The sequence below is a fragment of the Aerosticca soli genome (assembly GCF_003967035.1).
Taxonomy (GTDB): Bacteria; Pseudomonadota; Gammaproteobacteria; order Xanthomonadales; family Rhodanobacteraceae; genus Aerosticca; species Aerosticca soli.
The window spans coordinates 37398-51517 of the sequence record NZ_AP018560.1; the positions used below are offsets into that span (position 1 = coordinate 37398).

Sequence of the window (14120 nt, forward strand, 5' to 3'; positions counted from 1 at the left end):
TCAGCGCGCGGCGAGCACGAGGAGCAGCACGGTGCCGAGCACGATGCGATACACCGCGAAGGCGGTGAAGCGGTGGCTGCGGATGTAGCCGAGCAGCCATTTCACCGCGGCGAAGGCGGTGACCGCCGAGACCAGGAAGCCGATGCCGAGCGCGCTCCAGTCCTCATGGCCGGCGCCGGTCTTGAGCGTCTTCAGGAGCTCATAGCCGGTGGCGGCGTACATGGTCGGGATGCCGACCAGGAAGGCGAACTCGGTGGCCGCCGCGCGTTCGGTAGTGCCGGCCAGCATGGCCGCGAAGATGGTCGCCGCCGAGCGCGAGGTGCCCGGAAAGATGCCGGCGAGCATCTGCGCCAGACCCACCCACACGGCCACCCGCCAGCTCACCGCCCGGCATGGCGGCCGCCCGGCGGCGATGCGCTCGGCGGCGAGCATCCACACGCCGCCCAGGATCAGCGCCCAGGCCACCGGCGTCACCGTCTCGGGCAGTTTGAAGCCGAGTTTCACCGCGACGAAGCCGAGCCCGGCGGTGATCAGGAAGGCGAGGGTCAGTTTGGCGAGGTAGTCGCGGTGGGCCGGCACGCGCCAGCCGGTGAGCAGTTCCCGCAGCCGCTCGCGGTAGATCAGCGTCACCGCCAGGATCGCGCCGGCCTGGATGCCGACGTTGAACAGGTCCGAGCGCGCGCCGAGCCAATGTTCGGCGATGAGGAGATGGCCGGTGGAGGAGATCGGCAGGAACTCGGTGATGCCTTCGATCAGGCCGAGCAAAACCACGACGACGAGTGCCACGCGCGCGCTCCGCAAAGTCACGGGGAAAACGGCGCCTGGCGCCGGGCGGCCTAGCTTACGCAAATCGCGCGCAAAGCGCGGACGTGGCGAGGTTTTTCGGAGCTTCGATACGAAGCCACGGATGCACCATCTTCGCGCAATCATTGCACCTTTAAGGTTCAAAAAGGAGCCGCGAGGGGGTGGTGTCCGCGCCCTGGGCCGGCATCGGCGGTCTTGCCAGGGCTGGCATGGGCATTGCTAAATGGTCTTGCGTTTCCACCCCCGATCCAGAGGTTTCCATGCCCGCTCAACAAGTGCTCGATCTCATCGCCGAACACGAGATCGAGTTCGTCGATCTGCGTTTTGCCGACATGCTCGGCAAGCACCACCACGTCACCTTCCCCGCCCATGCCATCGACGAGTCGACCTTCGAGGACGGCAAGATGTTCGACGGCTCCTCGATCTCCGGCTGGAAGGGCATCAACGAATCGGACATGGTGCTGATGCCCGACCCGGACACTGCCTACGTCGATCCGTTCAGCGCGCACAAGCAACTGGTCCTGCACTGCGACGTGCTGGAGCCTTCGACCATGCAGGCCTACGGCCGCGACCCGCGCTCGATCGCCAAGCGCGCCGAGGCCTATCTCAAGTCCACCGGCATCGCCGACACCGCGTTCTTCGGCCCGGAGCCGGAGTTCTTCATCTTCGATTCGGTGCGCTGGCAGAACGACATGGGCCGCGTGTTCTACGAGATCACCTCCGAGGAGGCGGCGTGGAGCTCGCGCTTCAAGTACGACGAAGGCAACTCCGGCCACCGTCCCGGCGTCAAGGGCGGCTATTTCCCGGTCAGCCCGGTCGATTCGCTCGGAGACCTGCGCGCGGACATGTGCAAGGTGCTCGAATCGCTCGGCATCGCGGTGGAAGTGCATCACCACGAGGTGGCCAACGCCGGCCAGTGCGAGATCGGCACGCGCTTCAACACGCTGGTGAAGAAGGCCGACGAGCTGATCACGCTCAAGTACGTGATCAAGAACGTGGCGCACCAGAACGGCAAGACGGTCACCTTCATGCCCAAGCCGATCGTCGGCGACAACGGTTCGGGCATGCACGTGCACCAGTCGCTGTCCAAGGGCGGGCAGAACCTGTTCGCCGGCGATCTCTACGGCGGCCTCAGCCAGACCGCGCTGTGGTACATCGGCGGCGTGTTCAAGCACGCCAAGGCGATCAACGCCTTCGCCAATTCCACCACCAACAGCTACAAGCGCCTGGTGCCGGGCTTCGAGGCGCCGGTGATGCTGGCCTACTCGGCGCGCAACCGCTCGGCGAGCTGCCGCATTCCGTACGTGGCCAGTCCCAAAGGCCGGCGCATCGAGGTGCGCTTCCCCGACCCCGTGCAGTCGGGCTATCTCACCTTCACCGCGCTGATGATGGCGGGGCTGGACGGCATCCTGAACAAGATCGACCCGGGCGCGCCGGCCGACAAGGATCTCTACGACCTGCCGCCGGAAGAGGAGAAGAACATCCCGCAGGTGTGTTCCAGCCTCGACGCCGCGCTCGACGCGCTGGACAGGGACCGCGATTTCCTCAAGGCCGGCGGCGTGTTCACCGACGACTTCATCGATGCCTACATCGAGCTCAAGATGAAGGAAGTCACCGCCTATCGCGCCAGCACGCATCCGCTGGAGTTCCAGATGTACTACGCGATCTGACCGGCCGAGCGCCGGTCTGCCGCCACGACGGGCGCCCTGTGCGCCCGTCGTCGTTTCAGGCGGTACGATCACCCCGTTACCGTCGCCTCATCGAATCCCCGTGGAGGATGCGTCATGACCCGCGCGAGTGCCTGGTTGATCGCCGTCCTGGCCCTGGCGGCCGGCGCCGCCCATGGCGCGAATGAGGGTCGCGCGCGCGGCGAGGCGGAACTCGCCAAGCGTCTGGCGGGCTATCAGGCGGGCAAACCGCGCGACTGCGTGCTGCTGTCCGAGCTGCATGGCACGCAGATCATCGACGGCACCGCCATCCTCTACCGCGGCAATGGCGACACGCTGTATCTCAACCGGCCGTCCGGCGCCGCGATCCTGCGCCGCGACATCGTGATGGTGGATTATCCGCACGGCTCGCAGCTGTGCCGGATGGACATCGTCGAGCTGTACGACTCGGGCACGCGTATGCCGCGCGGCAGCATCAGCCTGGGCAGCTTCGTGCCCTACGTGAAGGTCAAGCCCGGCCAGGGCACGCGAACGCCCTGAAGGGCCGCCGTTCACAGCAGGCTGCCTTGCGGCGATGGATACAGGATGCCCTGCGCGGTGGCCTCGGCGCCGGCAGTGAGCGTGGCCTCCTGGCGCAGGTCCGGTGCGAGTAGATGCACCACGCGATGGCCGCGGGCCAGCAGGTAGTCGGCGATGATGCGGCGATGGCAGCGCCACCACTGGGCCTCGGCGCACATCAGCGCGCAGCGTCGGCCGTGCGCGAACGTCTCCAGCTCGTCGAGCGCGGCCCGGAAGGGCGGCGTCAGCGCATAGGCGGCATAGGTGCGAAAGCCCGTGTGCTCCCACAGCGCGGTGCGCGCATCCGGTTCGCCTGCGGGCCCGCGCCGTCCGCCGAGCGCGGGTCGGTGGGCGTAGTCGATGCCCGCTTGCGCGAGCGCGCGGGCGAGCGTCGCGCCGGCAAACTGCGGCATCGCCCGCGAGACCGGAAAGCGGCGCACGTCGACCACGCGCTCGATGTGCGCTTCCTCGAGCAGGGCCAGAAAGGCCGCGAGTGTGCGGTTGGAGTGACCGACGGTGAAAAAGCGGGTGGCCGGCATGCGACGAGTATGCCGCAGGGGTCCTCAGCGCGCGGCGGCAGCCGCCGGCTTCACCCGCAGGGCCAGGAGCGCGGCGGCCAGCAGGCCCGCGCCGGCCAGGCGGATCACGTTTTCCGGCACGCCGCCGAGCACGCGGTGGTAGAGCAGCGGCACGGTGAGGATCTGCGCCAGCATCGGCAATACGATGAAGCCGTTGAAGAGCCCCATGTAGACGCCCACCCGCGCCGGTGGAATGCAGCCGGCGAGCATGGCGTAGGGGTTGCCCATCAGGCTCGCCCAGGTCAGGCCGAGCCCGATCGCGGGTAGCGCCAGCCAGGCCGGCGCGTGGATCTGCGGCAGGTACAGCAGCCCGAGCCCGCCGAGGGTCAGGCACAGCGCATGCAGGCGATGCGGTCCGAACCTGCGTGCGAGCGGCAGCATGCCGAGCGCGGCGACGAAGGCCACCGTGTTGTAAAGGCCGCCAATCCGCCCCGTCAGCAGCATGGCCTGCGCAAAACCCGGGCTGCGCGCGTCGGTGCTGCCGCTCAGGCCGTGCGCGAGCGCGAGGGTGATGTATTCCCAGTAGCAGAACATCGCATACCACTGGCAGAGCATCATTACCGCCAGCCGGCGCATCGTCTCGGGCATGGTGCGCACGGCATCGACGATCTCCGCCACGATGGCGCCCGGCGTGCGCGGTTGGCTGGCGAGTGCGGCCCGTTCGGCCGGATCGAGCGGCCATTCGGGCGTGGTCCAGGCCGACCAGGCCACGGTGACGATGGAAAACACCGCGCCGATCACGAACGCGGCGACCACCACGTACGGGATGCCGTGGGCGTTGGCCGCATCGAGGCGCAGGCCCAGGGCGACCAGGATGGATGGAGTCAGGTAGGCGAGCGTCTGCGACAGGCCGGTGAACGCGCTTTGCACCAGAAAGCCGGCGCTGTGTTGCGAGGCGTCCAGGCGATCGCTGACGAAGGCCCGGTAGGGTTCCATGGTCACGTTGTTGGCCGCATCGAGCACCCACAGCAGACCCGCGGCCATCCACAGCGTCGGGCTGAACGGCATCGCCAGCAGGCATAGGCTGCAGATCAGCGCGCCGATCAGGAAATAGGGCGTGCGCCGGCCCAGCCGGCAGTCGGTGCGGTCGCTCAAGGCGCCGATCAGGGGCTGCACGATGAGGCCGGTGATCGGCCCGGCCAGCCATAGATACGGCAGGCTGCCGTCCTCGGCACCCAGGTACTTGTAGATCGGGCTCATGTTGCTCTGCTGCAGCCCGAAACTGAACTGGATGCCGAAGAAACCGACATTCATGTTGACGATCTGCCAGAAGCCGAGCCGCGGCTTGTGTTGCCTCATGGCGCTGCGCCCGTGCTGCGCCAGGGCTGGTAGACGGAGAGGTCGGCCGGCAATGCGCCGCGCCAGGTGCAGCTCGTGCCGGCGAAGGCGACCGCGCGTTCGAGCGCCTCGGCGAGCGGGCGTTCCTCGAGCAGGCCCGCCAGCATCATCGCGCTGAAGGCATCGCCGGCGCCGACGGTGTCCACCAGCGCCGGCAAGGCGGGTGCGGGCGCGTGGGCGATCGCGCGGCCGGTGCCGTCCCAGGCGCTCGCTCCACCGGCGCCGTGACTGACCAGCAAGGTGGCGGCGCCGGTACGCTCGGCGAGCACGCGCAACGCGGCCTCGCTGCGGCCGGGCAGGGCGCGACCGTCGGTGGCCGGCAGGCCGAGCCAGCCGAGCAGCCGGGCGAGTTCCTCGTCGCTGAGCTTGAGCACGGCGAGCGAGTCGAGCGCGGCGACGATCACGTCCGGCGGCGGCCCTGCCTCGCGCCAGTTGAGGTCGACGAAGGCGCGGTGCGGACCGGCCGCGCGCAAGGCCGCGAGCGCCGCGCGCGAAGTGGGCGCGCGCAGGGCCAGGGTGCCGAAGTAGAGCCATGGCAACGGATCGCGCACCGCGAGGCGGACGGCGCGGGCGGTCTCGGGCTCGATGCGGTCGAAGGCCTGTGCCGGCGGAATCTCGAAACGGTGTCCACCGCCATCCTCGTGGACGAGGACGCGCGCGGTGCATGCGTCGCGCTGGACGCCGTCGAGGCGCAGGCCGCAGCGGGCGGCCGTGGCCCGCAGCACGGCGCCGGCCTCGTCCTCGCCGATGCGGCTGACCAGCCAGGGGTCGAAGCCGAGCGCGGCCAGATGACAGGCCACGTTGAACGGCGCGCCGCCGGCCACCAAGCCATCGGCGAAGGCATCCACCAGGGCCTCGCCAAAGATGATCGCTTCATGTCGTCGCATCGGAATCACTCTGTCCGGAATCGACCTGCCAGAGTACCGCCCACGGCGCCAGCGTACGGATGTCGCCCTGGCCTTCGACGCCGCAGGCGTAGAGATCGGTCTTGCCCGTGCCAGCGCCGAATCGGCGCAGATCCAGCGTCAGCGCCGTCGCGCCGAAGTTGAAGACCGCCAGCGCGCCCGGGCCGCGGCGCAGGACGAGCAGGCTGCGTTCTGGCGCCGGGCAGACCTCGACCGTGGCGAGCGCCGGCCAGCGCGGGTCACGCCGGGCGGCGACCTGCGCGCGCAAGGTCGCGAAAGTGGCGGCCGGCACGCCCCGCCCGGCCTCTTGCAAGGCCAGGGCATGGTCGGACAGGCGTGGCCGCTGCAGCCAGCGGCCGTCGGCGGCGATCCGTGCCGCGTCGGCCGGATCGTCGTTGTTGCCCTGGCCGAGCTCGTCGCCCATGTAGACCAGCGGTACCGCGCCGGTCCACAGGGCGAGGCCATAGAGCAGGGCGAAGCGGCGCAATGCCTCTGCCGAAGGCGTCGCCTCCGGATCGTCGGGCAGGCCGACCAGCGCGGCCGTCATGCCGTTGCTGCCGTGCACGCCGTCCGCGTCCGTGCTCTGGAACGCGGCGCCGCGGGCGAAACTGCCGTCCACCCGTCCTTCGAGAAAGGCCGCCGCCCGTCCGATGCGGCGCTCGAAGTCGTCGCCCAGGACCTCTTCCACCAAGGGCTTGAGCACGTTCCAGACGATGTCGTCGTGGCAGCGCACATAGCTCACCCAGCCGGCCGACTCGGGCGGCGGCGGCGTGTGCATGAGCAGGGCCCGCGGCAGCTCGGCGTGGCCTTCGGCGAGCGCGGCCCAGCCGCTGGCCATCAGGCTGCTGTGATAGGCCAGCTGGCATTCGCGGCCGCGCCACGGGCCGCTGCCGAAATAGGGCAGCACCTGCGGCGCGGGAACGATCGCCTCGGCCTTGAGCAGGACGCCCGGAGCGACCAGCGCGGTGACCGCGCGCAGGGCGACGAGCAGGGTGTGTACTTCGGGCAGGTTGAGGCAGGCGGTGCCCAGCCGCTTCCACAGGAACGGCGCCGAGTCGAGCCGGAACACCTCGATGCCGCGTTCGGCCAGTCGCAGCATCGCGCAGGCGATCTCGGCGAAGACCGGCGGATGGGCGTAGTTGAGATCCCACTGATAGGGATAAAACGTGGTCCAGACCCAGCCCAGTGCCGGCACATGGGTGAAATTGCCCGGCGCGGTCTGCGGAAAGACCTCGCCCAGGGTGGCCTCGTAGGCATCGGGCAGGCGGCGGTCGGCAAAGACATGAAAGAAGGCGCGCTTGGCCACATCCCCGGCGCGGGCGGCACGGGCCCAGGGATGATCGTCGGCGACGTGGTTGAGGATGAGGTCGGCGCACAGGCTGATGCCGGCCTCGCGCAATTGCGCGGTGAGCCGGGTGAGGTCATCCATGGTGCCGAGTGCGGGTTCGATCTCGTCGAAGCTGGCGACGGCGAAGCCGCCGTCATTCTCGCCGGCGCGGGCGCGCAGGAAGGGCAGCAGATGCAGGTAGTCCACGCCCAGCGCACGCAGATGCCGGATGCGTCCGGCGACTCCCGAAAGCGTGCCGGCGAAGCGGTCGACATAGGCCGAGTAGCCCAGCATGCGCTGGCGCACGAACCAATCCGGCTCCCGTTCGCGGGCGGCATCGAGTGCCGCCAGCGCCTCGTTTCGCGCACCGGCGAAGCCGCCCAGCCGGCCGCACAGATCGCGCAGCCACGGCCGGAAATCCGCACGCTCGCCGTAGAGCGCGTGCAACGCCGCGACCAGCGTCGGGCCGGCCGTCGCGAAACGCCGTTCGGCGCAGGCCTGGCGGCGGGTACCGACCGCCGCCAGGAAGGCCTGCCGCGCCGCGGCGAGCAGGTCGGCCGGCACGGCGGCGGCCGGCGGCTCTCGCGTGAGCGTCATAGGCGGTAGCGCCAGCTGGCGTAGATCGTGCGGCCCAGGATCGAGCGGGCGGTATTGAGCCCGTTGGGCGTGACCGAGACCGGACTCTGGTCGATCTCGGTGATGCCGCGCACGTTGAACACGTTGTCGGCCTGCAGGGTGATCGTGTTGTGATCGTCGATCGCGTAGCGCACGAAGGCGTTGACCTGGGTGTAGGCCGGCATCACCAGCCCGTTGGGATTGCTCGCGTAGGACTTGCTGGTGCCGATCGCGGTGGCACCGAAATCGAAGGCGCGCACGTGCCAGCTCGGGCCGATCTGGTACACCCATTTGGCCTGCCGCTGCGGGGTGTCGCCCACCGCCTCGGGGGTGATCGCGTCCTTGATGATGCGCGAGTGCGTGTAGGTGACGCCGCCACGCAGGCTGAACATGCCGTAGTCGAGCGAGCCTTCGATCTCCACGCCCTTGGAGCGGTACTTGCGGCTGATGAGGCGCTGGATCAGCGAGGTGACGTCCTGGTTCTGCTCCTCCGTGGTGGCATAGAAACCGGTGACGAACAGGCTGGTGTGGCGGGTGTTCCACTTGACCCCGCCCTCGTACTGCTTGACCTCGTTGATCGCCACGCCGTCGGGTGCGCTGCCATCGTCCAGGATGCCGCCGCCGAACAGCAGGCGGTCGGCGTTGAAGCGGGCGCCGCGGCTGGCACGGGCGAACAGGGCCAGCTCCTCGCTCAGCAGATAGTTGGCGCCGAAGGAGTATTCCAGATGGTGCTTGTCGTAATCGACCGGCTTGTGCGCGCTGGCATCGGCATACGGTACGGACTGTTCGGGGCCCTCGATCACGCCGTCGCCGTTCATGTCCACCGCCTTCACGCCGGCCACGCCGGTGTAGCCGCCGCGGGCCCGCATGTGGTCGTAGCGCACGCCGGCGTCCAGTTGCCAGCGGTCCGGCTGCCAGGACAGCGACAGGTACGGCGCATCCATGTCGTAATGGGTGTTGTAGGCGCGCAGCCCCGTGCCGATACCCCAGTAGGGCGTGCCATAGCTGACCAGGCCGTTCTGGGTCAGCTTGCGGCCGGTCGCGTCGTAGACGTCGAGCAGATTCGCGCGCTGGCCCTGCACGGTTTCGAGATAGGTGTTCCAGTGCCAGTCCTGGCGGATGTTCTGGCGGGAATGGTAATAGCCGGCCAGGAAGGTCATCGGACCGCCGGCGAAATCGAACTCGTGCTTGAGCTTGAGGTCGTTGGTGAAGTTGCCCATGTTGGGCAGGGTGACGTTGAACAGGTGCACGCGCGTGGCCAGGCCGTTGTTGCCCACCGTGGCGGGATCGGCCACCTGGCCCGCCATCGGGCCGGTGGCATAGCGCAGCGTGGCGCCGGCGCCGCCGATCTCCTGCGCCAGCGCAGCGGCGGTGTTCACCTCGGCCGGATAGGGGCCGACGAAGTCGCCGCTGTTGTCCGCATAGCGGAATTGCTCGTGCAGGGTCCAGCCGTCGGCCAGGGTGAACAGGCCCTCGCCGCCCAGGGCGCGCACGATCGAGTGATAGCCGTCGGCAAGATCGGTGTCCTTGATGTGGCCGTTGGCCTCCAGCGCCAGGTCGTGCCGCCAGCGCGGTGTGAGCAGCGTGCCGGTCTTGAGGTTGAAGCCAGGCAGCGAACTGACCAGCGGATCGCCATTGCTGCCGGTGATCGAGACCGGCACCGGTAGATAGGCCGGCGAGCGGTCGTTGAGGTATTGCGCGCTCAGCCGCAGGAAGCCGCCGTCGATGTCGTGGGTGAGGTTGCCCATCAACTGGCCGCCCTTCTGGGTGGTGAAGTGGGCCGTCTTGGGACCCTCGCCGTCGCGGAAGAAGCCGCCGACATGAAAGCGCGTGCTGGCATCGAGTGGCTGGCCGTAGTCGAAATCGAGCCGCTGGCTGTCGTAGTTGACGCCGGTGGTGAGGCCGATGTCGCCGCCCTTTTCCTCGCCGGTTTTGGTGATGAAGTTGAACACCGCGCCGGGGGCATTGCTGGCGAACACCGAGGAGGATCCGCCGCGCACCACTTCCACGTGGTCGATGTTGAAATCCGGACGCAGGAAGGTGTCGGGAGTGGCGAAGGACGTATCGCCGAACTCCAGCACCGGCATGCCGTCGATCTGGAACTGGGCGAACTTGCTGCCGCCGGAGGCGACCGGCAGGCCGCGCACAGAGACATTGGCATTGCCGTCGCCGCCCGAGGATTCGGCGCGGATGCCGGGCACGTCGCGCAGGATGTCCGCTGCACTCAGGGCGCCGCTGTCGAGGATCTGATCGGCCTCCAGGCTGCTCACCGAGATGCTCGAGCTCATCTTGCTGAGCGCGGCGGGCGAGGCGGTGACCACCATCTGGTCCAGGTTCACGGCCTTCTTGGCGGCCGCTGGGGCCTCTTGGCCGGGTGCGGGGTTGTCGTTGGTGGATGCCGACGTCTGCGTCTGCGCCACGGCGGCGGCCGGCAGCAGGGCCAGCCAGAGCGCGGTGACGAGTGTGCGGCGGGTGAGCACGGGTCGATACATGGATGAGTTCCTCCCCTGATGAGGTGGGATCGCCGGGGGCGTCCACGGTGGCCGGACCACGCAAGCGGTGGCCTCGATGACAAGATCGACCGTCTTGCAATCGATTGCAATGCGCGTTGCAGCATGGACGGAGCGGCTGCCGATAGCGCTTCAAAGACCGCTTCATCCCTCCGTCGGCGCTGATTTTTGACAACGATTGCAACGATGGCCGATCCGGTCGCCGGCGTTGCCGCGACGGGCGGCTTGTTGCGATGCGTCAGGACGATCGCGTGCTGGCGCGCTCGATCAGCCGGGTTTCCAGGAGCTGCGCGCGTGGCGCGGAGTCGCCGGCCAGGATCGTGAGCAGCCGCTCGACCAGCGCCTCGCCGCCGGACTGGATCGGTTGGCGGACGGTGGTCAGCGGCGGGCTGAAGTGTGCCGCGAGCTCGACATCGTCGTAGCCGACCACGGCGACCTCGCCGGGTACCTCGCGCCCGCGCTCGCGCAGGGCACCGATGGCCGCCATCGCCAGGAGATCGCTGCTGGCGAAGACGGCGTCGACGTCCGGATGGCGGTCGAGCAGGGCGAGCATCGCCGCGCGTCCGCGCTCGGCCAGGAACGGCACGCTGGCCCGCGCCGGGGCACTCGCGCCGCCGGCGCGCAGGGCGGCGCAGAAGCCGCGGTGGCGCAAGGCCACCTCCGGCAGGCTGGTGTCGCCCAGAAAGATCATCCGCCGCCGGCCGAGCGCCAGCAGATGTTCGCCGACCAGGCGTCCGCCCAGCAGGTTGTCGCCGCCCACCGTGCTGTAGCGCTGGCCGGGCATCCGCGCACCCCAGACCACCAGTGGAATGCCGCGCTGGGCGAGGGCGTTGAGCGTGGCGTGCTGGTGCCATTGTCCGATCAGGATCAGCCCGCCCGCGCGCCCGCCCGCGACCAGCGTCGCCGCGCCTTCCAGCCGCTCGGCGTCCACGCGCGCGAGCAGCATTTCGTAGCCACGTTCGGTGAGGGCGTCGGCCAGGCTGCCGACCATGCCATGCAGGAACGGATCGGCGAAGCTCTGCCGGGTCGCCTGTTCGTAGGGCACCACCACCGCGATCGTGCGCGGCACGCCGGAGCGCAGGTGGGTGGCCACGCTGTTGACGGTGTAGTCGAATTGCCGCGCCAGCGCCTGGATGCGTGCACGGGTGGCCTCGTTCACCAGCGGGCTGCCAGCCAGCGCCCGCGAAACGGTCGAGGACGAGACGCCGGCCAGCCGCGCCAGATCGGCCATTTGCATGCGCCTGGGCGGCTTGTCCTTGCGGTTCATGTCGGTGCTTCCTGAGGCAAAAGAGCATCCCGCCGGCGGCCTGTGGCCTTTCCATTATGCCGGGCGGCCTGGGCGGCGAGGTGTTTGCACCATGTGCGCGCACGTCCCATGATGGTGCAATGACGACCGACTGGCAGGCATGGGCCGAGCAGATGACGACCGGGCTCGCCCTGATCGACGGCGCGCTGCGGCTCAGCTGGATCAACCCGACCCTGGCCGAATGGCTGGGCCTCGGGCCGCGCAGCGCGGTCGGGCTGCCGCTCGCTGCGCTTTTGGCCGAACCCACGGTGGCCGCGCAGGCGCGCATGCTGCTGGCCGAGCGCCGTGCGGTGCAGTGGCGCGACCTCGCCCTGCGCACCGCCGACGGCGGCGAGCGGCGGGTGGATGCGGCGCTGCAGGGGCTGGCCGGCGACACCCTGCTGCTCGAACTGCATGCGCTCGCCGACGGGCATCCGGCTGCCTCGCCGCTGTCGGCGACGCTGCGTGGCTTCGCCCACGAGGTGAAGAATCCGCTCGCCGGCCTGCGCGGCGCCGCACAGCTCCTGCAGCGCCGCGCCGGCGAGGCGGATCTCAAGCGGCTGGCCGGACTGGTGCTGGAAGAGGCCGACCGTCTCGCCGCGCTGGCCGACCGCCTGCTGCACCAGCAGGGCGCGCCCAGGCTCGCGGCGGTCAACATCCACGCCATGCTCGAGCGGCTGGTCGCCCGGCTGCAGGCCGAGCCGGCGCCGCCGCGGCTGCGGCACGACTACGATCCCAGCCTGCCGGACATCCGCGCCGATGCCGACCGGCTGCTGCAGCTGGCGCTCAATCTCGCCCGCAACGCGCTCGAGGCCGGCGCGCGCACGCTCACCCTGCGCACCCGCGCCGAGCACGCCGTGCGTCTGGGCGACCGCGTGCTGCGCAGTGCCCTGCGCGTCGAGTTCGCCGACGACGGCCCTGGCGTGCCCGCCGAACTGCGCGAGACACTGTTCGAACCGCTGGTGTCCGGCCGCGCCGACGGCACCGGCCTCGGGCTCGCGATCGCCCGCGAGATCGCCCGCGAGCACGGCGGCGAACTGCGCTACCTGCCGCGCGCGACTGAAACCGTGTTCGCCCTGTACCTGCCGCTGGAGCGTGCGCCATGAACCCTGCCGTCTGGATCGCCGACGACGACCGCGCGGTGCGCTACGTGCTCGCCGAGGCCTTGCGCGAGGCCGGCTACGAGGTGCGCGAATTCGATCGCGCCGCCGCGGTGCGCGAGGCCTGGACGAAGACGCGCCCGGCGCTGCTGGTCACCGACGTGCGCATGCCGGGCGAGGACGGCCTGGGCCTGCTCGCCGCCGGCCGCGAGCGCGGGCTGCCGGTGATCGTGATGAGTGCCTACACCGACGTCGCCACCACCGCCGCGGCCTATCGTGCCGGTGCGGCCGACTACCTGCCCAAGCCCTTCGATCTGGACCAGGCGGTGGCCGCCGTGCGGCGCGCGCTGGAAGGGCTGCCCGGCGAGCCGCCCGCCGTCGCCGCGGCGCCCACCCATGCGCTGCTCGGCGAGAGCGCGCCGATGCGCGAGGTGTTCCGGCTGATCGGCCGGGTGGCGGCGAGCGACCTCAACGTACTCATCACCGGCGAGACAGGCACCGGCAAGGAACTGGTCGCACGGGCGCTGCACGAGGAAAGCGCGCGGCGCGACAAGCCGTTCGTCGCGCTCAACACCGCGGCCATTCCCGGCGAACTTTTGGAAAGCGAGCTGTTCGGCCACGAGGCCGGCGCCTTCACCGGCGCCAGCCGTCGCGTCGCCGGCCGCTTCGAGCAGGCCGAGGGCGGCACCCTGTTCCTGGACGAGATCGGCGACATGCCGCTCGCCCTGCAGACCCGCCTGCTGCGCGTGCTCGCCGGCGGCGAGTTCTACCGCGTCGGCGGCCGCGAGCTGATCCGCGGCGACGTGCGCATCGTCGCCGCCACCCACCAGGATCTGGATGCGCTGGTCGCCGCCGGGCGCTTCCGCGCCGACCTCAAACACCGGCTGGACGTGGTGCGCATCGCGCTGCCGCCGCTCGCCGCGCGTCGCGCCGACATCCCGCTGCTGGCCAGGCACTTCCTCGCCGCCGCCGCGCAGGCGCTGAAGCTGCCGCCCAAGCGCTTCTCGCGTGCCGCGCTCGCCGCGCTGGAGCGGCGCGACTTTCCCGGCAACGTGCGCGAGCTGGAAAACCTCTGCCGGCGATTGGCGGTGATCGCGCCGGGGGCGGAGATCCAGCCGGAGGATCTGGGCCCCGCCCCGCATGCCGCGCCGACCGCGGCCAGCGGCTGGACCGGCGCCCTGCGCGCGTGGGCGAGTGAGGCGCTGGCGGCCGGCGAGGCGGACATCCACGCCCGCGCCCGCGCCGCGCTCGACCGCACCCTGCTCGAGGCGGCGCTGACCGCGCACGGCGGCCACCGCCAGCGCGCCGCCGCCGCGCTCGGGCTGGGCCGCAACACGCTGACCCGCAAGCTCGGCACCTCGCGCCGGCGGCGCTGACCGCCGCCATTTACCGGCACCAGCGCCGCCCGCTACGCTGCTCGACGCAAGACTTCA

11 protein-coding genes are annotated in these 14120 nt (G+C 70.1%); 4 read left to right on the forward strand and 7 right to left on the reverse strand.

The features are described 5' to 3' along the window. Positions 1-786, reverse strand: a complete 786-nt coding sequence (locus tag ALSL_RS00185; protein ID WP_231700243.1) for an undecaprenyl-diphosphate phosphatase — start codon at positions 784-786, stop codon at positions 1-3. 278 nt (positions 787-1064) lie between these two features. On the opposite strand from ALSL_RS00185, the gene glnA reads away from it, so the two are divergent. Further along, on the forward strand, positions 1065-2474 hold the full coding sequence (glnA, locus tag ALSL_RS00190) for a type I glutamate--ammonia ligase (RefSeq protein ID WP_126535530.1): 1410 nt from the start codon (positions 1065-1067) through the stop codon (positions 2472-2474). Positions 2475-2588: 114 nt separating this feature from the next. Beyond that, positions 2589-3011 (forward strand): hypothetical protein, encoded by a 423-nt coding sequence (locus ALSL_RS00195; RefSeq protein ID WP_126535532.1) that lies wholly within the window; start codon positions 2589-2591, stop codon positions 3009-3011. 11 nt (positions 3012-3022) lie between these two features. On the opposite strand, the gene ALSL_RS00200 is transcribed toward ALSL_RS00195, so the two are convergent. From ALSL_RS00200 to ALSL_RS00225, 6 genes are all read right to left on the reverse strand, one after another. Continuing rightward, on the reverse strand, positions 3023-3568 hold the full coding sequence (locus ALSL_RS00200; protein WP_126535533.1) for a DUF488 domain-containing protein: 546 nt from the start codon (positions 3566-3568) through the stop codon (positions 3023-3025). Between the two features lie 24 nt (positions 3569-3592). Then, positions 3593-4906: an MFS transporter gene (locus tag ALSL_RS00205; protein WP_126535536.1), complete on the reverse strand. Its 1314-nt coding sequence runs from the start codon at positions 4904-4906 to the stop codon at positions 3593-3595. Next, the gene (locus tag ALSL_RS00210; protein ID WP_126535538.1) at positions 4903-5832 is read right to left on the reverse strand and encodes a PfkB family carbohydrate kinase; all 930 of its coding nucleotides are present in this window, start codon (positions 5830-5832) and stop codon (positions 4903-4905) included. Before ALSL_RS00210 ends, ALSL_RS00205 begins: the two co-directional genes overlap by 4 nt. Next, complete coding sequence (locus ALSL_RS00215) at positions 5819-7774, reverse strand: alpha-amylase family glycosyl hydrolase (RefSeq protein WP_126535540.1); 1956 nt, start codon at positions 7772-7774, stop codon at positions 5819-5821. Before ALSL_RS00215 ends, ALSL_RS00210 begins: the two co-directional genes overlap by 14 nt. Further along, complete coding sequence (locus ALSL_RS00220; protein WP_126535542.1) at positions 7771-10284, reverse strand: TonB-dependent receptor; 2514 nt, start codon at positions 10282-10284, stop codon at positions 7771-7773. Before ALSL_RS00220 ends, ALSL_RS00215 begins: the two co-directional genes overlap by 4 nt. A gap of 256 nt (positions 10285-10540) precedes the next feature. After that, positions 10541-11569: a LacI family DNA-binding transcriptional regulator gene (locus ALSL_RS00225; RefSeq protein ID WP_126535543.1), complete on the reverse strand. Its 1029-nt coding sequence runs from the start codon at positions 11567-11569 to the stop codon at positions 10541-10543. Positions 11570-11688: 119 nt separating this feature from the next. Between ALSL_RS00225 and ALSL_RS00230 the strand changes: the two genes are divergently transcribed. After that, positions 11689-12693, forward strand: a complete 1005-nt coding sequence (locus ALSL_RS00230; protein ID WP_231700244.1) for a two-component system sensor histidine kinase NtrB — start codon at positions 11689-11691, stop codon at positions 12691-12693. After that, positions 12690-14063: a nitrogen regulation protein NR(I) gene (ntrC, locus tag ALSL_RS00235; protein WP_126535545.1), complete on the forward strand. Its 1374-nt coding sequence runs from the start codon at positions 12690-12692 to the stop codon at positions 14061-14063. Before ALSL_RS00230 ends, ntrC begins: the two co-directional genes overlap by 4 nt. Positions 14064-14120: the final 57 nt, after the last annotated feature.

Coding starts and splice junctions, on each gene's coding strand:
- glnA (WP_126535530.1), top strand. CDS start 1,065: ATGCCCGCTCAACAAGTGCTCGATCTCATCGCCGAACACGAGATCGAG.
- ALSL_RS00195 (WP_126535532.1), top strand. CDS start 2,589: ATGACCCGCGCGAGTGCCTGGTTGATCGCCGTCCTGGCCCTGGCGGCC.
- ALSL_RS00200 (WP_126535533.1), bottom strand. CDS start 3,568: ATGCCGGCCACCCGCTTTTTCACCGTCGGTCACTCCAACCGCACACTC.
- ALSL_RS00205 (WP_126535536.1), bottom strand. CDS start 4,906: ATGAGGCAACACAAGCCGCGGCTCGGCTTCTGGCAGATCGTCAACATG.
- ALSL_RS00210 (WP_126535538.1), bottom strand. CDS start 5,832: ATGCGACGACATGAAGCGATCATCTTTGGCGAGGCCCTGGTGGATGCC.
- ALSL_RS00215 (WP_126535540.1), bottom strand. CDS start 7,774: ATGACGCTCACGCGAGAGCCGCCGGCCGCCGCCGTGCCGGCCGACCTG.
- ALSL_RS00220 (WP_126535542.1), bottom strand. CDS start 10,284: ATGTATCGACCCGTGCTCACCCGCCGCACACTCGTCACCGCGCTCTGG.
- ALSL_RS00225 (WP_126535543.1), bottom strand. CDS start 11,569: ATGAACCGCAAGGACAAGCCGCCCAGGCGCATGCAAATGGCCGATCTG.
- ALSL_RS00230 (WP_231700244.1), top strand. CDS start 11,689: ATGACGACCGACTGGCAGGCATGGGCCGAGCAGATGACGACCGGGCTC.
- ntrC (WP_126535545.1), top strand. CDS start 12,690: ATGAACCCTGCCGTCTGGATCGCCGACGACGACCGCGCGGTGCGCTAC.